Raw genomic sequence first — 19,347 nt, 5'->3', positions numbered from 1 at the left:
CAGGATAAAGGGATGCTCCAGCAGTCAGTTAGATGACGAGGGGCATCCTGTTTTGTTGGGAGCCAGAGTATCCAGCAGCAAGATCTCTAAAGTTGCGAGTATTTACGTGTGGTGTAACAGCAGGTAAAGTATGGTACACTAAAAAAAAGTCATGTTTTGGGTGGCGATACGAGTGCAAGCATCAACACTGACGGCGCTAAAAGAGCTGACTCTCGCCTGCGCCCGGTCGGCGGGCGAGCTGAGTATGAAGCGAATGAAGGAACCGTTTACTGTCGAGTATAAAACATCTGCCTCCGATCTTGTCACGGCTGTTGATAAAGAAGTGGAGAAGCACGTGATCGATATGATTCTGAAGCGTTTTCCCGATCACGGTATTTTGGGAGAAGAAAGCACGTTTGCCAAGGATTACAGGCAATACGATACGCTGTGGGTCATCGATCCGATTGATGGTACAACCAATTTTGTCCATCAGCAGATCAATTTTGCCGTTTCCATTGCCGTTTATCATAAGGGTGAGGGACTCGTGGGAGCTGTTTACGATCCTTCCAGAGACGAGCTTTTTTACGCGGTGAAGGGAGAGGGAGCTTTCCTCAATGACCGCCCTCTGCATCTGGACAGAGTTGTGAGCCTAGAGGAAGCCATTCTATGTACGAGCGTGTTCTGGAACAAGCGTGCTGAGCAGATGGGCATTGACCTGATTGTTAAAAAGCTGGCTGGAAAAGTGCGCGGGATGCGCTTGCTCGGAAGCGCGGCGCTGGAAATGTCCTACGTTGCTGCCGGTCGACTGGATGGCTATGTCAGCCTCTCGCTTAACGCCTGGGATTTCGGCGCTGGAAGAATTATCGTGGAGGAAGCGGGAGGGCGTGTGACCAACATGATGGGAGAGCCACTGCCGTATAACGAGAAAAGCAGTGTCATGGCGTGCAATCCGACGTTTTATGAGGAGTTGCAGCATTACCTGGATTTGTCGGAGGCGACAGACACGGAAGCTTGAAACTACTCTACCCCTTGACCCCACTGGACGATTTTCTCCGGTGGGGTTTTTGGCTAGGCATGGTTGCATCTGGATGATTGGCGCATATGCTATAGCAGTATGGCTAAAAAGACGTGTCTAAGAAAGGTGATATAGAAGGCAGGCTTGTTTTTTGCTGAGGGAGGATCGTGTGATGACCAATACCCTGTGCACACAAAGCATTCAATTGATTTTGCGGCACCAGGCTACGTCAGGGGCCTATATCGCCTCACCGGCCTTTACTCATTACAAGTATGCGTGGCTTCGTGATGGAGCTTTTACGGCTTATGCCATGAATCGGGTTGGCGAGCACGACAGCGCAAGCCGTTTTTATAAGTGGTGTGATCGAGTCATCACCTTGCATGAACAAAAAGCCAAAGCCGCGATAGCTGCTGTACAGGCTGGCGATCGCGGGGGAGAGACGGGAAGTAACCGTTTTTTGCATACCCGCTATACGGTAGATGGCGAGGAAGTCAGCGGCGATTGGGGAAGCTTTCAACTCGACGGATATGGGACATGGCTGTGGGGACTGGCAAAGCATATTCAGTACAGTGGAGAAAATAATTTGATTCAAAAGCTGGCCCCATCCATAGAGCTGACACTCGATTACTTGGCAGCCTGTTGGCAGTTGCCAAATTTCGATTGCTGGGAGGAAGCGGGCGATCGGGTTCATCCGGTCACACTGGCGGCGATTTTTGCGGGGATCAAAGCGATGGAAGCTTATTTGCCGGAAAGAGCAAGTGAGCTTGCGCACTTGGCTGAGGCGATTCGTCAATTCGTTTTGGAGCATGGCGTGGCACATGGTCGATTTGTAAAGTCGATCGGAAATCCAGCTGTCGATGCCAGTCTTTTATGGCTAACGCTGCCTTTTGGCTTGGTAGAAGTAGATGATCCAGTCATGGAACAGACGGTGCAAGCAATTGAAAAAGAACTGGTAGCAGGCCACGGTGTTCATCGCTACGCGTCTGATACGTACTACGGAGGCGGGCAATGGCTGCTTTTGTCAGCGTGGCTTGGCTGGTACTACACCCGGGCAGGAAAAAGCCAGCAGGCACATGAAATGGCGGACTGGATCGAGTCGCAGTGCAAAGCTTCGGGCTTGCCTGAACAGGTGCAGGAGCATTTGCTTTCACCACAAGATTATTCTTCTTGGGTGAAGAGCTCGGGTGAGCCGGCTATGCCACTACTCTGGTCACATGCGATGTACCTCGTGCTGGCATCTGAGCTCGGACGCATCAAGCATTGCTAACAAAAACGCGGCATTCTCTTGATGGGGTGCCGCGTTTTGCTGTATAGACCGCGAACATGTCAAAGGGTCGGTTTAGTCAGACTGTCATACCAAAGCTCACTGCCGATGAAAGCCGTACTCAGTCAGCTTTCGATATAGCGTATTGCGACTAACCTGTAGCAGCTGGGCTGCCCGGCTAATATTCCAGCGCGTGGTGTCCAACGTGCGTAAAATCGTTTCTTTCTCGGTTTCTTCGAGAGATTGGCGATGATAAGCACCAGCACCGTTGGAAGACGGAGTGTTCTCCTCGGTCAAATCCTGCTCCCATTGCAGGTGCATAGGCTCAATGATCCCACCATCTGCGAGAAAAGCAGCCTGGGAGAGGATGCTGTTTAATTCACGGACATTGCCCGGCCACGAATGGCGGTGCAGGTAGGATAAGGCATCGTGGGAAAGAAAGGCGTCATCATCAATCTTACGCAGCAAATAGGTAGAGAGTGCACCGATATCGCTTCGCTTGCGCAGGGGTGGCAGTGTCAGCTGGATTCCTTTTAGCCGATAGTACAAGTCCTCACGAAAACGCTTGGAGCGAATCTCATCAGGCAGATGTTTATGTGTAGCGGCGATGATGCGCACATTCACTTGCTTGCTTTTTACGCTGCCAACAGGCGTAATGACTTTTTCCTGAACGGCTCTCAGCAAGGCGGCTTGGGCACGCAGCGACATATCGCCGATCTCATCGAGAAACAGCGTGCCGTTGTGGGCGGCTTCAAATTTGCCGATACTGCCATCGGCTTTTGCTCCGGTGAATGCGCCACGCTCGTATCCAAACAGCTCGCTTTCGACCAGGTCTTCAGGAATGGCGCTGCAATTGACTGCAATAAAAGGCTGATCGCTACGGGCGCTGGCGGAATGGATCGATTGCGCGAACAATTCCTTGCCCGTACCGCTTTCACCACTGAGAAGCAGGGGCATTTCCATGGAGGCTGCCCGAACGGCTAGCTGCTTTACACGCGTAATCGTTGGACATGTACCGAAAATATCATCAAATACATAATTTTTTTGCTTGGAGACGGGGCGCGGCCGTATGGCAATCGAGCGCCAGAGCTTTTGGGAATGGTCAGAGATCGTTTCCATCACATAGCCTTCTTTTATGCGGAACTCCTTACCCAGGCAATCCCGGCCAATGATGCGCTCTGCTGCGCGATTGGCGCGAACAATTCGCTGTTCATTATCGAGGGTGAGTAGAGGAGTGGGGTGTTCATTCTCAAGCTTTTCCATGTGACGTAGGGTAAAGAGATGCTCTCTGTGGGCATCACTTAGTAAAAGGCGATTTTGCAAGGTGTCGGCAAGCATGGTTACTAATGGCAGGAGGGAGGAGGTGTACTGCTCGATCCGGCAGCTGATGTTGACGGCTCCGATCAATTCCCCCTGAGCGTTAAAGATGGGACTGGCTGCACACGCCAGGAAGTGATTGGTCTGGTAAAAATGATCCTCTCCGTAGACCAGGACCGGTTTTTTCTCGCGCAGCGTCACACCCATGGCGTTGGTGCCCATGGTGTCCTCCAACCAATTTGCGCCAGGTCGCATGTAGATCGAGTCGGCCAGCTCCTGAAATTGTGGTGTGGATACGGCGTGAATAATGGTACCTTGGCAATCGGTTAAAACCGCGATGTACTCTGCTTGCTTGTAGAGCGGAAACAGGGAGTTGAATACGGGGATCGCATGCTCCAGAAGGAAACGGGAGTCTTTTTGTAATGAGCGGATTTGACTCTCAGACAGCACCTGACCACGTACAGAGTCGGTAGGAAGAAAGCCTTGGGCATAGCAGCGCTGCCATGATTCCCGAATCATTTCAAATTCATGGGAATACACGACTGAAGACACAAATACACCTCCTGACAGGAAATGGCATGTCTCAACTCAACGTTAGTATAACACGAAAAAAGTAAGAAGATTTCAAAAGTTGAGCAGTTGTCACGAAAATCCACACTCGTTTGTCCCGTTTTGTAACACTTGGAGAAAATGCCGTACGTTGATCGTCCATCTGACAGCGATTTTCTTTGTTGGCACAAAATCTGCTGTAGGTAGTCACTGTAATCGCTTCTCAACGAGCGAAACGATCTCAAGGAGGGGTTCAGATGGCAGGAAACAAAGCAGTCGTGTACAAAGGAACGGGCAGAGTAGGTGTAGAGGACATTGGCTACCCGGATTTGGTGCTGCGTGATGGACCTGGAGTAAACCCGCTGAACGTCGGAAGAAAATGTGAGCATGGAGTGATTTTGAAGGTTGTCACTACCAATATATGCGGCAGCGATCAACATATGGTACGTGGTCGGACAACCGCGCCTGAGGGCTTGGTTTTGGGTCATGAAATTACAGGTGAAGTGATCGAGGTAGGCAGAGATGTAGAATTTATGAAAAAAGGCGACCTCGTATCCGTTCCGTTCAATATTGCGTGCGGTCGATGCCGTAGCTGCCGGGAGCAAAAAACGCATGTGTGTTTAAACGTCAACCCGGATCGACCTGGATCAGCTTATGGATACGTAGACATGGGAGGATGGGTAGGCGGTCAATCTGAATACGTCATGGTTCCATATGCAGACTTCCAATTACTGAAATTCCCGGACAAAGACAAAGCGATGGAAAAAATACTGGATCTGACAATGCTCTCTGACATTTTCCCGACGGGCTTCCATGGAGCGGTGAGTGCGGGAGTGAAACCAGGATCTACGGTCTACATCGCTGGGGCGGGTCCAGTTGGCCTCGCTGCGGCGCATTCGGCACAATTACTTGGCGCTTCCGTCGTGATTGTTGGTGATCTCAATCCGGAGCGTTTGGCACAAGCGAGAAGCTTTGGATGCGAGACGGTGGATTTGAGCAAGCACGATAATCTGGGTGAGCTGATCGAGCATATCTTGGGTGAGCCAGTAGTGGATTGTGCCGTAGATTGCGTAGGCTTTGAAGCACATGGCCACGGACCAAACCATTCAGAAGCACCTGCGACAGTATTGAACTCGATTATGACGGTTACACGTGTAGGTGGCGGTCTGGGAATTCCAGGATTGTACGTGACTGGTGACCCAGGCGGAATTGATGCGGATGCCCAGGAAGGGACGCTGAAAATCCGTTTTGGACTCGGCTGGGCAAAAGCACATACATTTGTGACCGGCCAAACACCTGTCATGAAATACAATCATAGCTTGATGATGTCCATCTTGAGTGGACGCGCCCAAATTGCCAAAGCTGTGAATGCAACACTCATATCCATTGATGATGCGCCAAAGGGCTATAGCGAGTTTGACAGTGGTGCAGCCAAGAAGTTCGTCATTGATCCGCACGGCTCTGTTCGCTAAAGCATCTCGTTATGCGTTCCAGAAAGTGTTAGGAAGATTGCTTTTCTTACACGTGAAGAAAGGAAGGTGGGACGATGGAGCAACCCCCTTCTCTATGGAAGCGGTGCGCTGCCGAGCTGATTGGTACGGCACTGTTAGTCTTGATTGGACCAGGCACGGCAGCCTTTTTAGGAATTCTTACGGCGAAAAGCAATCAGGCGGCAACTCTCGCAGATATTGGCGTTGTCAGCCTGGCCTTTGGTTTGGTCGTTGCTGCGATGATCTACACGTTTGGTAAGGTCTCCGGGTGCCATATTAATCCTGCTGTCACCGTAGCTTTGGCGTCTGTCGGGCGATTTTCCTGGCAAGACGTTCCGGCTTATATCGTGGCCCAATGTGTAGGAGGAGTCCTGGGCTCACTCGGGATCGTGGCTGTGCTTGGCAGCGACGGCGCGGTTATCGGTAATTTGGGTGCAACCGTTCTTTCAGCAGATACGAGCTATATACGCGGGATAGTGATCGAAGCGATCGAGGCGTATGTCCTGATGCTTGTCATTATGGGTGTAGCTGTCGATCAGCGCGCACCGGAAGGCTTCGCAGGACTCATCATTGGCCTCACAGTGGCTGGAATTATCATGATGACGGCAGCTCCGACAGGCTCTTCGTTTAACCCTGCCCGTACATTTGGACCGTATTTGATTGATTCATTGATGGGGGGCAAGGTTTACTGGAGCCAATTCCCTATCTATCTCATCGGACCGATAGCGGGAGCGATTCTGGCAGCGTTATCCTATGACAAAATCGCGTTCACCCGCTCGAATGGTCATTCTTTGCCACAATAACAACAACAGTAGGTAGGCACAGACTCACACATTTTTTACGTGAGCCGTGCCTCTTTTTTCTGACTGAGGCAAAGCGCTGCTGGCCTTAACCGTGGAGAGCAATACACCGCCGAGCGTGATGAGCCCACCAATGATCGTGAGCAGTGAAGGAACCTCCTTGAGCCATACCCAGGCAATCAAAAAGGCAAGTGCAGGCGTGAGATACAGCGAGCTGGTCGCTTCGGAGGTGCCGACGACTGATGTGACATAGGCGAGGGTCAAATAAGCCACGACACTCGGAAAAATCCCGAGGTACAAAACACTGAGCGTGACATGGAGTGGTGCTTGCATGATCGCAGTATCCAGTCCTGGCAAAAATACCAGCATAAAAAGCGTTCCTGCCCAAATCGTGTAAGCTGTAAAGGCAAAGGAGCCGTACTTCTCCACATATTTTTTTTGAAAAGCGAAGTAGATGCTTTCAGAAAAGGAAGCGAGAAGAATCAGGAATATTCCGTTATTTAATTGGAAGGGTTCTCCTGTCCCGATGGAGCTAAGTGCGACACCGCCAAATCCGATCAATGCACCAAGCCATCCTCTTCCCCCAAAGCGCTCCCGAAAGAACAAAAGCGCCAGAAGCGCTGCAAAGATGGGCGTCGTCGCGACAAACAGACTTGCTACTCCTGCACTGATGGTTTGCTCTCCGTAGTTGAGTGCCGTATGGTAAACCGTAAAACCCAATGCACCCAATAATAGCAGGAACGGTACATCTCGCAGTGCAGGCAAGCGAACACGAAAAAAGGGAGCTAGGATTGCGAGAAAAAGCGATCCGACGAGAAAGCGTAAAACAGACAGATGCTCCGGTGAGTATGCCTCAAGACCGACACGAATTCCTGTAAAGGCAGATGCCCAAAGTAAGATACTAATTCCATGCGCGGCAAAAACTCGAATTCTGGTATGCTGGGACATGCCTCTCTTTCCTCTCCTCATGTATTAGTAAAACCAACCACCTGTACTTTTTTAGTCTTATTCTTTTTCCATCGTAATCAACAAGTGTTAAAATATCTGCAACCACTTACACGACAAAAAAACCAACCACTTACACTGGGAACGGATCGACAAAAGGATGGGATGAGATGGCGAGAAACAGGCGCAGTCAAACGAGCCAGCAACCAAAATATCAGCAAATCATCGATTATATCAGGGGCAGGATTTCAACAGGGGAATGGCCGATTGGCAGCAAAATCCCTAGCCAGCGTGTACTGGCTGAGCAGTTCGGGGTGAACAGAAGCACGGTCATTACGGCGCTAGAGGAATTAATGGCGGATGGCTTGATTGAGGGAAAAATGGGAATGGGCACGGTTGTGGTCAACAATACGTGGACACTGCTCGCTACGACGCCACCACCGGATTGGAATGAGTACGTAAAATCAGGTCTGCACAAGCCGAGTCTGACAGCTGTCCGCAAAATCAATCAGGATGAATTTGATCCCGACTTGATTCAGCTGAGCAAAGGTGAGCTTTCTCCTGATATCTTTCCGTTGGATACGATGAAGTTCGTGATGGAAAAGGTCACAGGGCAGCTGGGGAGATTCGGATACGAGGAGCCGAGGGGGTACTATCCGCTACGGCAGGCGTTAAGTGAATATTTGCGTCGAAAGGGGATAGAGGCATCCCCGTCATCGATTCTCATCGTTTCCGGAGCATTGCAGGCGCTCCAGCTGATTTCTGTCGGTCTATTGCATCGCGGCTCTACGGTTTTGCTGGAGCAGCCATCGTACCTTTATTCCTTACACGTTTTTCAATCAGCCGGGATGCAGCTGACTGGATTACAGATGGATCCGTACGGCTTGAAGCCTGATGACATCGTCAAACGGCGCAGGCAAGAGAACAGCTCGATTTTATATACAATCCCGTGCTTTCATAATCCTACAGGCATCCTGATGTCGGAGAGTCGGCGGGCAGAGCTCATGCGCGTTTGTGAGGCAGAAAGGCTCCCTGTTATTGAAGATGATATTTATCGTGAGCTATGGATTGAGGCACCACCGCCTCCGCCGTTAAAAGCGAGGGACAAGCATGGGCATGTGCTGTATGTCGGCAGCCTATCCAAAACATTGACACCGGGTCTGCGCATTGGCTGGGTAGTAGGACCGGAGCCGGTAATTGAGCGGCTGTCCGATTTAAAAATGCAGACGGATTACGGAGCAAGCTCGCTCTCTTCGCGAGTGGCAGCAGAATGGCTGGCAAGTGGATTGTACGAGGAGCACATGGGAGAGGTACGAGAGCAGTTAAAGATACGGAGGGCAGCTGTTATAGCCGCTCTGCAAAAGCATTTGCACGACTTGGCGACATGGGAAGTCCCGCAGGGCGGCTTTCTAATCTGGCTGAAGATCAACGACAAACTATCAATGATGGAGCTGTTTGGCAAGGCATTGCGGCATGGAATTCTTTTAAATCCAGGAAATATATACGGTCAGGAGCCAGAAGGATACCTGCGAATCTCTTATGGGTATGCTTCACTCGAAGACCTGGAAACAGGAATCGAGCGTCTGGGTGAGATCATTCGCAGTCTGCGAAGCGTATAGTTCGAGCGTAGGAGCAGAGCAGGGACAAAACGGGTAGCGGTTTTGTCCCTATTTGGCGACGGGCTTTTGGCCCAGTCCTTGTACATGTTGCTGACTGTGAATGGCGAATTCAGCCGTGAGCGGGGAAATCTCCTGCCAGTCTCTTACGGCCAGAACGACCTCACGGGTGATCGGGGGATGCAGGGGAATGGCGACCACCTTTGGGGTGATCTCCGGGATGTAGAGCTCTGGCATGATCGTGACTCCAACGTATTCCTGCACCATGGTCAGGATCGTCGTAACATCGCGGACTTCAAACGTAACGGATGGAGTTATGCTGTTTTTGTGCAGCAAGTTTTTGATGCAGCCATCCTTTGGCATAATGAAGCAACGGTCAGCGATCTCAGAGAATGGGAGTGTGACATGATCCTTTAACGGATGGGTATCGGGCAGGATTACCATCATCTCGTCATGCAAAAGAGACAGGGTTTGCAAGTTCTTGTCTGCGTGTACGGTGAACCCGATGTCAACAACAGCGTTATTCAGCCACGAATGAATTTCGTCATTTTCCCCTTCCAGCAGCAGAATGTCCACCTCAGGAAACCGTTTGCGAAAGCTGCCAAGCAGTCCGGGCAATAAGCGGGAGGCGACACTCGGAATAGATGCGATACGGAGAGTCCCGGATGCCAGGCCGCGGGCCGAATTCGCTTCCTGTGTCATAAGAGAGGTGATGTTTAATATGTCGCGCGCGTGCTGCAGCATTCGTTCGCCGATGCTTGTTGGAGTAATTCCACTTCGACTGCGATTAAAGAGGGAGACCCCTAGCTCTTTTTCCAAGGTATGAATCATTTGGGAGACAGCAGATTGAGTAAAACCGATTTCCTCCGCCGCTCTTGTGAAGCTGCCTGCCTTGGCGGCGGCGACAAGCACTTGCAGTTGTGCCAGTGTCACGAGCTACTTCTCCTTTCATTAGATAATACTAATGCTTACTATTATAAACAGTTGTTTTACTAATGTTAAAGATCTGCTTAAGATAAAAATCATGAGGCAGCTTATTAACAGGAACTCGAGGAGAGGAACGCAATGCATCCTGAATGGCAACGAATTGCAAATGATTTTATCCAAGCAACATCATACCGGGTGGGGGAACTGGAAAAAGGGTGGGCTTCTCGCTACGATTTCTCCAAAAGACCAGCGACATACATGCGCTATGAAGAGGCATTTGTCAGAGTGCCTTTAGGTAAACCACAGTTTCCGCCAGTCACAAATGTGTGGGAGGTGATGGCAAATAGGCGGTCCAAACGCAACTTTTTGCCAAAGCCTTTGACCATCAATGAACTCAATCTGCTACTATGGGCAACGCAGGGCATTACGGCAGATATGGGGAACTACCAGCTACGGACTACACCATCTGCGGGTGCCCTGTATCCAATCGAGACCTATTTGTTTGTGAATCAAGTAGAAGGCTTGGAAAAAGGGCTCTATCACCTCGACGTTGAAAACTGGACATTGGAGGGGTTGAAGCAGGAAGACACGGCAGAAACCGTTTATTTATTTACCGAGGAGCAAGAAATGACGCGCCGTGCTGCGGTCAATTTTGTCTGGACGGCTATGGTCGATCGAACAAAGGATAAGTACAAAGAACGGGCTTATCGCTACATCTGGTGGGATGCGGGGCATGTCTCGCAAAACCTGCATGTGGCAGCAAACAGCTTGGGGCTTGGCGTCGCCACAATCGGACACTGGATGGACCAGAACATGAACGAATATTTAGGAATCGATGGGAGCTCGCATTTGTCAGTCCTGATGGCATCCGTCGGGAAAATAGCGGGTGGAGATTGGTTGAAGGACCGGCGCCCGGAATAAGAAGAAAAAGGATGGTCAGTGTCAATCACGCCATCCTTTTTTCTCTAGCTCATCTAACCAACAACCGATTTTCAAATCCTGATTCCATCTGAGGTCAAGCATTTTGATTGATTGCAGGTTTGTGATTCCCTCCGGTACTTCTTCAATTTCATTCCCTGCGTAATTGAGCACTTCTAATTTCGGGTGCTGAGTAAAGAGGCGCTCGGGTATGCTTTTTATTTTGTTGTTATACACGCTCAACTCAATCAGATTGGGTGTCTCGAATACAATCGCTGGTGTTTCAGTCAGGTTTGCCCCATCAAAGTTCAACCGCACAGCATCTGCTCCTCTACAAGGAATTTTTCAGTTCAACTACTATCGGCATTATATCAAAATGGTCTTACGACGCCTAACGTTACGGATAGCAATGGTCGCTTTTCGAGAGCATAGGTTTCAAAAAGGGACTTCGAAAGGTAACTTTTGCTTGATTTTGTTGCTCGGTAAAGATAACATATGATATTGATAACCATTATCAAAAAGCAGACGATGTCTATAAATAAGAAGGTGAAAACTTTGTCCATTGCCAAAGTCATTCGAGAGCGTCGCTCTATCAAAACGGATTATAAACCGGATGCTGTTTCAGAAGAGCTCGTTCTGGAGCTGTTAAATGACGCTGTATATGCGCCCAATCATGGATTGCGAGAGCCGTGGCGCTTTGTATTTGTTTCTACTGAGAAGAAAAAGGATTTTGTAGAGCGCCTGATTACCGTTTACCCTCCTGAAGCCCACGAAAAGCGTAGGGAAATGTACAGCCAACCAGCGGCATATTTGATCGTCATCATGAAAGAAGACCCGCGCCAGAAGCAGTGGGAGGAAGACTTCAGTGCAGTTAACTGCCTGATTCAAAACTTCCAGCTGCTTGCTTGGGAGCGCGACCTTGGTGTCGTCTGGAAAACAAACCCGCATAACTGGGACCCGAAAGCACATGCCATTCTCGGCGTTCAACCAGGAGAGAAAATTGTAGGCTTCCTGCATCTGGGCTTCTTCGACAAAGAAAATCCTCCTGCGGCCAGAAAGCGGACACCAGCAGAAGAAAAGTTCACTCGATTTGAATAAAGACAAAAAGCGAGACCGCCACTTAGGTGATCTCGCTTTTTTGTGTGACATGCTTTTATTTAACTGATTCGGCTATTTTTACATATTCCTCGATCGACTTGAAGCCAAATGTTTTGTAAATGACACCTTTGCTCGGCTCCCAGAATAGCACCTGCAACGCTGTCAGGTTCGGATCGGTGGGGCTCCAAGCCTTATACTGGCAAGCATAAGCGGTTGTTCCATTTGCCAACTTGATTTCTTTCACTGTGCTCTTGCCGTCAATGTAAGGGACATTTCCAACCTCTTTTTGGATATCACCTTTCATGATGTCGATGAAAAAACGGTCATCTGGTTTGGTCGGATTATTAAAATTAACCGTCACGGATTCCTCATTGTCCGATTTCGTGTAGCTGTATGAGATAATTGCCCCCTCTGGCTGCTTCGTTGGCAACAGGAGTGGAGAGCCAAGCCATTCTGCGGCTTTTTCTGCGGTTATTTCTTGCGTATCGGATACAATCTCATATTGATCGGGTGGCGTAGGAGGTGTGCCCACTCCGACTGAATCGGCCATCTTTTTCAATTCATCGACAGCCAGGCCGCTTGTGAATTGATAAACAATCCCCTTCTCCTCTTCCCACAACAATAAATTCATATCACCATACTCATCAGGACGTTTGCCCGCATACGCTTTTCCTTTTGTGAACGTCACTTCTGTTAGACCAGTCACTTCTTTCGCAATCTCCGCTTTTTTGATTCGCAAATAGGCAGCATTGCCGCCCGCATTTCTAAAATAAGTGCCAAGTACTTGACCCAGGTCTTTCACGTACACCAAATCGGACAAATAATATCCCTTTGGCAGGTAAGAAGGGAGCTTTACCGGATAGCCGGCCTGTTCGGACGCACTCTCCTGCGATAACTGGCGTGGGGCTTCCTGTTTGGCTTCAGCAGCTACGGCTGCCAGCGGTACAACTCCAAATCCCAATGAAACAGCCAGAACTGCTGCTGCAGTAGCAGGGAGGGAGAAACGTTTCAACTTTCGATTCATGTCTACACAACCTCTCCAAAGTTTTTCTTTTCACCCTTTACTACCTATTTCGTTTCCAGTTTCTTTCCACTTCTTGCAAACTTTTTTATAAAACAAGCAGGATTAGCTTCTTTGCAATCCCGTGATCGCGATCCGGTAAAAATAAAAAAGCCCGCCCGATCTAGAAGGGGGCTATACGGGCGGTAAATGGAGGACGTTATGTCCATCGTAGGGTCTGACAATTCTTATGATAGACTGCTGATATTAAGGAGAAGTAGAGACAACATAAAGCATTTGTTAATTTTTAGGCTCAATTTTAAAAAGAGGGCAAGCACCCGTTTTTTGATGGCGGTAGACAGGCATCCATACAGGCAGGCAGGGTTTGTCATATGCTGGAGAGAAGCGCTTTTGATTCAATCAGACTGGTGCTTCTATCATGACTTATGACGAGAGGAGTGGAACAGATGGGATGCGGACGCGGCTTTGGTTTTTTTGGTAATGGCAGCTTTTTGTGGATCATTCTGATTATTCTTCTGGTAGCGAGCTTCTGGGATGACTAGTCCATTATGTATAAAAAAGACTCTGTGTTTTTGAGAACACAGAGTCTTTTTTATTCTTACGATTTGAGATGCTGCAGAAATTGGCGCGTCCGATCTTCTCGTGGTTGATTAAACAGCTTTTGAGGGCTGTCGTGCTCCACGATGACACCCTGGTCCATGAAAATGACTTCGTCGGCAACCTCCCGGGCAAAGCCCATCTCATGCGTCACTACGACCATCGTCATTCCCTCCATGGCAAGCTCCTTCATGACCTTCAACACCTCGCCAACCAGCTCAGGGTCCAGGGCAGAGGTGGGCTCGTCAAACAGCATGACTTGCGGGTCCATTGCTAATGCACGGGCGATGCCGACCCTTTGCTGCTGGCCGCCAGACAACTGGGCAGGATAATGGTCCAGCTTATCGCCAAGTCCTACCTTTGCGAGCAAGGCGGCTGCTTTTGTTTTGGCTTGCTCTTTGTTTTCCTTTTTCACGGTAACGGGGCCTTCCATGACGTTTTCCAGTGCTGTCATATGAGGGAACAGGTTGTAGCTCTGAAAAACCATCCCGGTTTGCTTGCGCAAGCGAGGAATGCTTGATCGATCGACCTTTTGAGAAAAGTCCAGCTTGACCTCGCCGATCTGAACGCTGCCGGTTGTCGGAATTTCCAATGCGTTGAGACAGCGCAATAGTGTCGTTTTGCCAGAGCCGGATGGACCGATGATGACGACTACTTTTCCTTTTTCAACGGTCATTGAGATTCCTTTTAGCACTTCGAGGCTAGCAAACTGTTTGTGCAAATTCGTAATCGTAATCATGGGCATTCACCTACTTCTTATACATAACGGTCTAGTTTATTTTCGATGCGATCCTGAATAATAGAGAGGACAAAGCAAATCATCCAGTAAATGAGTGCGGCCTCTGAATAGACCAATAGCGGTTCATAGGTTGCCGCCACAATCTCCTGCGCTTTACGAAACATCTCGGGAACGAGAATCGCCGCAGCAAGGGAAGTATCCTTGACCAAGCTGATAAAGGAGTTGGACAAAGGCGGAACGGATACACGTGCAGCCTGTGGCAAAACCACGCGACGAAGCGCCTGCCAATACGTCATCCCAAGCGAGTACGCCGCTTCCCATTGCCCTTTGTGGATAGACAAAATTGCCGCGCGAACGACCTCGGAGGAGTAGGCGCCGACACTGAGGGAGAAGCCGATTACCGCAGAAGGAAACGGATCGATCATAATCCCGACACTCGGCAAACCGAAGAAAATGATGAACAGCTGAACCAAGAGTGGGGTGCCTCGGATGAGCGAGACATAAAAGCGAGCGAGCCCAATCAACGGCTTCATTCCAGAAAGGCGAGCGAGTGCAGTCAAAATCGCAATGATCAGACCAATGAAAAATGAAACGACGGCAAGCGTCAAAGAATAGAGCAAGGCTCCTTTCAAAAGAGGCAGAAAGGAGCTTTGCGCGATATCGATCCAACGGTTCAGGCGCTCAGGGTTGTCAAAAAAGTTATTTAGAAACATCTGCACCAAACCATTTCTCGGAAATTTTTGCACTTGTACCGTCTTTTTCCATTTCGTCGAGTGCCTTGTTGAAAGCATCAACGAGATCTGTGCTGCCTTTGCGGAACAGGAATCCGTTTTTCGAGACGTTCGGGTCCTTTGCGATGACTTTGATTGGCGTATCTGGTTTTTGCTTCAGGAAGTCGAGCAGGGACAGCCCGTCATTGATGGTAATGTCTACACGCTTGGAAACGAGCAAGTCAATTGCCTGGTTGAACCCTTCGACAGCAACGATCTCCGCGCCATTTTTCTTGGCGATGTCAGTCAGGTTGCTTGTCAGTGTTTGCCCTGCTTTCAAGCCTTTGATATCTTCAAAGCCTTTTACCGTTGTATTGTCCTTGTGCGCTACGAGCACCGCAGTAGATACGGTGTACGGGTTAGAGAAATCGTATTTCTCCTGACGATCAGCACGGATGCCCACCTGGTTGGCTACCACGTCAAAGCGTTTGGAGTCCAGACCTGCAAACATCGCATCCCACTGTGTTTCCTGGAAGACAGGCTCTACGCCGATGCGCTTGGCTACCTCGGTCACTATGTCTATATCATAACCAGTCAGTTTGCCAGATTGATCGTGGAAGGTAAACGGAGCGTAGGTGCCTTCTGTACCAATGAGAATTTTTCCATCTGCTTTTACTTTATCCAGCAAGCTTTGATCTTTCTTTTCTTCTTTTGCTGGAGTGGAAGAGTTATTGCTTGGTTGAGATTGCTGAGTAGGAGCGGCTCCGCAACCCGCAAGTGCAACGAATAATCCAGAAACAAGAACAGAAAGCAATAGTTTTTTCATAAATAATCCCCCACTAAACCGATATGAATTAATTTAGACCAATACTAAAAGGGCAAAGCTTTTTTGTCAACGTGAAAATAATGAATGGCTTATTTAAGCTGAATTTATTTCGTGATATCTTCCCCGAACCATTTTTGCGAGATGGTTTTGAGTGTGCCGTCTTGTTGCATTTCATCCAGCGCCTTGTTCATGGCATCTACGAGCTCCGTGCTGCCTTTTCGGTACATAAAGGCGGTTGGCTGGCCTTTTTCGTTTTTCGCCACGACCTTGATCGGGGTGTCTGGCTTCGCTTTCAGGAAATCAAGCACGGACAGGTTGTCGTTAATGACAACGTCTACGCGTTTTTGCGCAATCAAATCGATCGCCTGATTGAAGCTGTCAACACCGACGATTTCTGCTTCATTTGACCGTGCGAGATCTGCGTAGTTGCTCGTCATCGATTGCCCTGCTTTGAGTCCTTTCATATCTTTGAAATCCTTGACGGTCGTATTATCTTTGTGTGTGACCAAAACAGCGCGCGAGATCGTATATGGCTTGGAAAAATCGTATTTTTCCTGACGGTCAGGACGGATTCCTACCTGATTGGCAATCACGTCAAAGCGCTTCGAGTCCAGACCTGCAAACATGGCATCCCATTGAGTTTCCTGAAACGCTGGTTCAACACCGAGGCGCTTGGCAACCTCTGTGGCGACATCGACGTCATAGCCGGTCAATTTGCCGGATGGATCATGAAACGTAAATGGAGAGTACGTTCCTTCTGTCCCGATGACGAGCTTTTTCTCGCTTTTTACTTTTTCAAGCAAATTGGGAGTGGCGGCTTGCTCGGATGGTGCTGCGATATTAGGCTGGGAAGGGGAGGTGGAGCTGCTACAACCGACGATTCCCAGGAGCAGGCAAGATAACAATGCGGAGAAAACGACCTTTTTCATCTGAAAATCCCCTTTTGTTGATCAGATTTTATGGATTCATAGTAGTGGCAGGAAATGACGTTGTCAATGAAAAAATATTTAAATTCCGATTAGAATACTATGTTTTCGATAAGCTAGATGTGTTTGTCCATTTCTTAAGGATTCACCTTTTCCTCGCAGGATATGTCTGAAACGAGCGGGAAGAGTACAACTAGTGGTTGAGGTTCCTGTGGAAGAAGCGTACAATTAGGTACGAATCTTGGGCTTTTTTTAAAAGGAGTTTATAGCTATGTTGAACGATTGGCGTGTGTACACAGATGAGAGCGGCATCGAGCAAAAGCACGTTGCCTGGCACGAGGTGCTGAAGGAGATTGCCCAATTAAACGGTATCGACCGTACATTGGTGCATGCCGCATACGGCGATCATGTAGACCTTGTGGTTGCAGGTGGCAATAACGGGCTGGTACTCGTTCAATGGAAAGAGCATGAGCCTTACGAAAAGCATTTTGTTTTGACAACGGATAAACAGCCTGACGCAGTGATGGCTTCGCTTGTGATCGAAGGAAGCGAAGTGGCTTTTCCAATCTCCTGGTGTGTTCCGTTAGAGCAGGTAGTTCCGCTCTGTGGCGATGTGCTGCGTACTTGCGATAAAGGCGAGCCTCAGGAGCTGCAATGGCTCCCTGTAGAAATGTAGGCGGGGGAGAGAAACATGGAACTGCAAACACTGCAACAGTCCATCCTTGTGATGGCCGTCATTATTGGGATCGGTAGCCTGATCGGTTACCGGCAGCCCTTGACGGCCGATTCCCGTAAGCTTGTGATCACTATTATTATTAATGTTGCGATGCCCTGTATTATTTTGGACGGGATCTTCCAGACGCCGATGGACAAGCAAGTTATCACTCAAATTTTCACAATATTCCTCATTTCCATTCTTTTGAATTGCTTGGGCATATTACTCGGGTGGGCGGGTGCACGGACGCTTCCTTTGCCAGCGAAAAAAAGGCGTGAGATTGCCATCCTGTCGGGTCTTGGCAATACCGGATTTATCGGTCTACCGCTTTGTGCCGCACTGTTTGGGCCAAAGGGTGCACTGCTTGCCGCGATCTTTGATGCTGGTGTGGATGTGGTGCTGTGGACGGTCGGTGTCATGATGCTCCAGGAAAAAGGCTCGTTTTCCTTGAAAGGCTTGAAGACCCTCATCAATATTCCGATGATTGCGATTGTGCTCGGTCTTGGCTCGGCGTTGATTGGCTTTGCGCCCCCGGAACCGGTTAAAAGCTTGTTCGGGACTTTGTCCAAGCTGGCTTCTCCGCTTGCCATGATGTACATCGGGATGCTGCTGCCGCTGTTTTTGCGTAACAAGCCTCAAGTATCCCTGCCACTTCTCGGGATGCCGATTGCGTTCAAGCTGTTTTTGTTTCCTCTGCTTACTGCCTTTTTACTATCCATTTTTTCTCTGGATCAAGACATTGTCAGCGTAGCGCTGATACAAGTGGCGATGCCAACCTTGACGCTGGCTTCCATCCTGTTTGCCCGTTATTCTGCGGATGAAGAAATGGGCGCGATGACGACGGTGTTCTCCACACTGCTCGCGCTGCTCTCGATACCCGCAGTCGTCCTGATGGGAAACTGGCTGCTGCATTAATTGGATAGCTTGTGCTTATCAAAAATTCGGTCTTGCCTTTATGGGTGGTCCGTTTTTTTGTGTATGCGCGGTTATTTTTCACAGCCTTGAAACGAATAAGAGGATCACCAAGTCTAACAAGATAGAAACAGCGAACCTACAAGGATGGAGGAACGGCGATGAAAGGAAAAACTGCATTAGCTGTTGTGCTAGGGATGACGCTGCTTGCAGCACAACCAATAGAGGCTGCGCCAGCGTCGTCAGCAACTCCGGCGATCATGATAGATGGCAAGCAAGTCACGATGAAAAAGGCGTCGCTGCTCATTACACAGCGCACGTATGTGTCTGCCCAGGACGCGAGCAGCATTTTACAGGCAGACTGGAAGCAGGAGGGACAGACAGGAAAGTTAACGCGTGGGCAGGCTACCCTGACATTTCAAATCGATACGGGGAAAGTAGCAGTAAACGGATCGTGGAAAACGGATGGGCAGCTCGCTATTGTCCGCGATGGAACCGTTTATTTGCCACTCAGATGGATGGCTGAGCAAGCAGGCTATCAGATCGAATGGAATGCCGAGAAAAGGGCGGTGGAAGTCATAGCAGCGCAGTCCGAAGAAAAATTTACGCTGGTGGAAGTCGATAAGCTGACCTCGGAGCAGCAAGCTTTTATTGAATCGGTCAAAAAGAAAAAAGGAGTATACCATCAGGGAGATTTGTACGTCATTGCGCGCGGGGAATTGCCACATCCGGGTTATGGCCTGCAAGTGGTCAAAGTCCAGCAAAGCTGGGAGCAGTTAATTGTGTATGTGAAGCAAACCTCACCAGATCCTGATCGGATGTACCCGCAGGTCATCACCTATCCGTATCTGGTCGGGAAGGCAAAGCTGCCGCCGTATACGACACTCGTTGTGATCGATGCCGATACAAATCAACCATTTCAGTAACATCGCTGTTGTTATTTTCCATCCCCTGTTGTATGATGTGGGATAAGATTATTCTTT

19 protein-coding genes are annotated in these 19,347 nt (G+C 49.2%); 10 read left to right on the top strand and 9 right to left on the bottom strand.

What is annotated here, in order from left to right:
* Positions 1-172: 172 nt before the first annotated feature.
* Entirely contained in the window at positions 173-994 is an 822-nt protein-coding gene (locus tag ADS79_RS32395; protein ID WP_049742614.1) for an inositol monophosphatase family protein, read from the top strand.
* A gap of 172 nt (positions 995-1,166) precedes the next feature.
* Positions 1,167-2,261: a glycoside hydrolase family 15 protein gene (locus tag ADS79_RS32390; RefSeq protein WP_049742613.1), complete on the top strand. Its 1,095-nt coding sequence runs from the start codon at positions 1,167-1,169 to the stop codon at positions 2,259-2,261.
* A 96-nt stretch (positions 2,262-2,357) separates the two neighbouring features.
* Here the strand turns inward: ADS79_RS32390 and ADS79_RS32385 are convergent, their stop codons facing one another.
* Positions 2,358-4,127: a sigma-54-dependent Fis family transcriptional regulator gene (locus tag ADS79_RS32385; protein WP_141260952.1), complete on the bottom strand. Its 1,770-nt coding sequence runs from the start codon at positions 4,125-4,127 to the stop codon at positions 2,358-2,360.
* Between the two features lie 254 nt (positions 4,128-4,381).
* Between ADS79_RS32385 and fdhA the strand changes: the two genes are divergently transcribed.
* Together fdhA and ADS79_RS32375 are read left to right on the top strand one after the other, a co-directional pair.
* On the top strand, positions 4,382-5,596 hold the full coding sequence (fdhA, locus tag ADS79_RS32380; RefSeq protein WP_049742612.1) for a formaldehyde dehydrogenase, glutathione-independent: 1,215 nt from the start codon (positions 4,382-4,384) through the stop codon (positions 5,594-5,596).
* A 74-nt stretch (positions 5,597-5,670) separates the two neighbouring features.
* Positions 5,671-6,417, top strand: coding sequence for an MIP/aquaporin family protein (locus ADS79_RS32375; RefSeq protein ID WP_049742611.1), 747 nt, complete (start codon positions 5,671-5,673; stop codon positions 6,415-6,417).
* 24 nt (positions 6,418-6,441) lie between these two features.
* On the opposite strand, the gene ADS79_RS32370 is transcribed toward ADS79_RS32375, so the two are convergent.
* Positions 6,442-7,362 (bottom strand): DMT family transporter, encoded by a 921-nt coding sequence (locus ADS79_RS32370; RefSeq protein WP_049742610.1) that lies wholly within the window; start codon positions 7,360-7,362, stop codon positions 6,442-6,444.
* A gap of 167 nt (positions 7,363-7,529) precedes the next feature.
* Here ADS79_RS32370 and ADS79_RS32365 point away from each other — a divergent pair, with 167 nt between their 5' ends.
* Positions 7,530-8,978: an aminotransferase-like domain-containing protein gene (locus ADS79_RS32365; protein ID WP_049742609.1), complete on the top strand. Its 1,449-nt coding sequence runs from the start codon at positions 7,530-7,532 to the stop codon at positions 8,976-8,978.
* Positions 8,979-9,026: 48 nt separating this feature from the next.
* Here the strand turns inward: ADS79_RS32365 and ADS79_RS32360 are convergent, their stop codons facing one another.
* Positions 9,027-9,908 carry a LysR family transcriptional regulator gene (locus ADS79_RS32360; protein ID WP_049742608.1) on the bottom strand — a complete coding sequence of 294 codons (882 nt, stop codon included), beginning with the start codon at positions 9,906-9,908 and terminating at the stop codon, positions 9,027-9,029.
* A gap of 132 nt (positions 9,909-10,040) precedes the next feature.
* Here ADS79_RS32360 and ADS79_RS32355 point away from each other — a divergent pair, with 132 nt between their 5' ends.
* Entirely contained in the window at positions 10,041-10,823 is a 783-nt protein-coding gene (locus ADS79_RS32355; protein ID WP_049742607.1) for a SagB/ThcOx family dehydrogenase, read from the top strand.
* Between the two features lie 21 nt (positions 10,824-10,844).
* Here the strand turns inward: ADS79_RS32355 and ADS79_RS32350 are convergent, their stop codons facing one another.
* Positions 10,845-11,138, bottom strand: coding sequence for a leucine-rich repeat domain-containing protein (locus ADS79_RS32350; RefSeq protein WP_049742606.1), 294 nt, complete (start codon positions 11,136-11,138; stop codon positions 10,845-10,847).
* 237 nt (positions 11,139-11,375) lie between these two features.
* Between ADS79_RS32350 and ADS79_RS32345 the strand changes: the two genes are divergently transcribed.
* Positions 11,376-11,918, top strand: a complete 543-nt coding sequence (locus ADS79_RS32345) for a nitroreductase family protein (protein WP_049742605.1) — start codon at positions 11,376-11,378, stop codon at positions 11,916-11,918.
* A gap of 55 nt (positions 11,919-11,973) precedes the next feature.
* On the opposite strand, the gene ADS79_RS32340 is transcribed toward ADS79_RS32345, so the two are convergent.
* From ADS79_RS32340 to ADS79_RS32315, 5 genes are all read right to left on the bottom strand, one after another.
* Positions 11,974-12,942: a DUF4367 domain-containing protein gene (locus ADS79_RS32340; RefSeq protein WP_049742604.1), complete on the bottom strand. Its 969-nt coding sequence runs from the start codon at positions 12,940-12,942 to the stop codon at positions 11,974-11,976.
* Positions 12,943-13,537: 595 nt separating this feature from the next.
* Positions 13,538-14,275 (bottom strand): amino acid ABC transporter ATP-binding protein, encoded by a 738-nt coding sequence (locus ADS79_RS32330; RefSeq protein WP_049742602.1) that lies wholly within the window; start codon positions 14,273-14,275, stop codon positions 13,538-13,540.
* A gap of 17 nt (positions 14,276-14,292) precedes the next feature.
* Complete coding sequence (locus ADS79_RS32325) at positions 14,293-14,988, bottom strand: amino acid ABC transporter permease (protein ID WP_049742601.1); 696 nt, start codon at positions 14,986-14,988, stop codon at positions 14,293-14,295.
* A complete protein-coding gene (locus ADS79_RS32320; RefSeq protein WP_049742600.1) occupies positions 14,975-15,811 on the bottom strand; it encodes an amino acid ABC transporter substrate-binding protein in 837 nt (278 codons plus the stop codon). Before ADS79_RS32320 ends, ADS79_RS32325 begins: the two co-directional genes overlap by 14 nt.
* 104 nt (positions 15,812-15,915) lie before the next feature.
* Entirely contained in the window at positions 15,916-16,740 is an 825-nt protein-coding gene (locus tag ADS79_RS32315) for an amino acid ABC transporter substrate-binding protein (RefSeq protein WP_049742599.1), read from the bottom strand.
* Positions 16,741-17,008: 268 nt separating this feature from the next.
* Here ADS79_RS32315 and ADS79_RS32310 point away from each other — a divergent pair, with 268 nt between their 5' ends.
* The 3 genes from ADS79_RS32310 (at position 17,009) to ADS79_RS32300 (ending at position 19,290) form a co-directional block, all read left to right on the top strand.
* Positions 17,009-17,413, top strand: coding sequence for a hypothetical protein (locus ADS79_RS32310; RefSeq protein WP_049742598.1), 405 nt, complete (start codon positions 17,009-17,011; stop codon positions 17,411-17,413).
* Between the two features lie 15 nt (positions 17,414-17,428).
* Positions 17,429-18,367: an AEC family transporter gene (locus ADS79_RS32305; RefSeq protein WP_049742597.1), complete on the top strand. Its 939-nt coding sequence runs from the start codon at positions 17,429-17,431 to the stop codon at positions 18,365-18,367.
* A 158-nt stretch (positions 18,368-18,525) separates the two neighbouring features.
* The gene (locus tag ADS79_RS32300) at positions 18,526-19,290 is read left to right on the top strand and encodes a stalk domain-containing protein (RefSeq protein ID WP_049742596.1); all 765 of its coding nucleotides are present in this window, start codon (positions 18,526-18,528) and stop codon (positions 19,288-19,290) included.
* Positions 19,291-19,347: the final 57 nt, after the last annotated feature.

The sequence above is a fragment of the Brevibacillus reuszeri genome (assembly GCF_001187725.1).
Classification (GTDB): Bacteria; Bacillota; Bacilli; order Brevibacillales; family Brevibacillaceae; genus Brevibacillus; species Brevibacillus reuszeri.
This window is presented reverse-complemented; position numbering and strand designations above follow the sequence as displayed.

Excerpts from the sequence above, each read along its gene's own strand:
- ADS79_RS32365 (WP_049742609.1), top strand. The coding sequence starts at position 7,530 with ATGGCGAGAAACAGGCGCAGTCAAACGAGCCAGCAACCAAAATATCAG.
- ADS79_RS32330 (WP_049742602.1), bottom strand. The coding sequence starts at position 14,275 with ATGATTACGATTACGAATTTGCACAAACAGTTTGCTAGCCTCGAAGTG.
- fdhA (WP_049742612.1), top strand. The coding sequence starts at position 4,382 with ATGGCAGGAAACAAAGCAGTCGTGTACAAAGGAACGGGCAGAGTAGGT.
- ADS79_RS32300 (WP_049742596.1), top strand. The coding sequence starts at position 18,526 with ATGAAAGGAAAAACTGCATTAGCTGTTGTGCTAGGGATGACGCTGCTT.
- ADS79_RS32370 (WP_049742610.1), bottom strand. The coding sequence starts at position 7,362 with ATGTCCCAGCATACCAGAATTCGAGTTTTTGCCGCGCATGGAATTAGT.
- ADS79_RS32310 (WP_049742598.1), top strand. The coding sequence starts at position 17,009 with ATGTTGAACGATTGGCGTGTGTACACAGATGAGAGCGGCATCGAGCAA.
- ADS79_RS32305 (WP_049742597.1), top strand. The coding sequence starts at position 17,429 with ATGGAACTGCAAACACTGCAACAGTCCATCCTTGTGATGGCCGTCATT.
- ADS79_RS32355 (WP_049742607.1), top strand. The coding sequence starts at position 10,041 with ATGCATCCTGAATGGCAACGAATTGCAAATGATTTTATCCAAGCAACA.
- ADS79_RS32325 (WP_049742601.1), bottom strand. The coding sequence starts at position 14,988 with ATGTTTCTAAATAACTTTTTTGACAACCCTGAGCGCCTGAACCGTTGG.
- ADS79_RS32320 (WP_049742600.1), bottom strand. The coding sequence starts at position 15,811 with ATGAAAAAACTATTGCTTTCTGTTCTTGTTTCTGGATTATTCGTTGCA.
- ADS79_RS32390 (WP_049742613.1), top strand. The coding sequence starts at position 1,167 with ATGACCAATACCCTGTGCACACAAAGCATTCAATTGATTTTGCGGCAC.
- ADS79_RS32375 (WP_049742611.1), top strand. The coding sequence starts at position 5,671 with ATGGAGCAACCCCCTTCTCTATGGAAGCGGTGCGCTGCCGAGCTGATT.
- ADS79_RS32340 (WP_049742604.1), bottom strand. The coding sequence starts at position 12,942 with ATGAATCGAAAGTTGAAACGTTTCTCCCTCCCTGCTACTGCAGCAGCA.
- ADS79_RS32315 (WP_049742599.1), bottom strand. The coding sequence starts at position 16,740 with ATGAAAAAGGTCGTTTTCTCCGCATTGTTATCTTGCCTGCTCCTGGGA.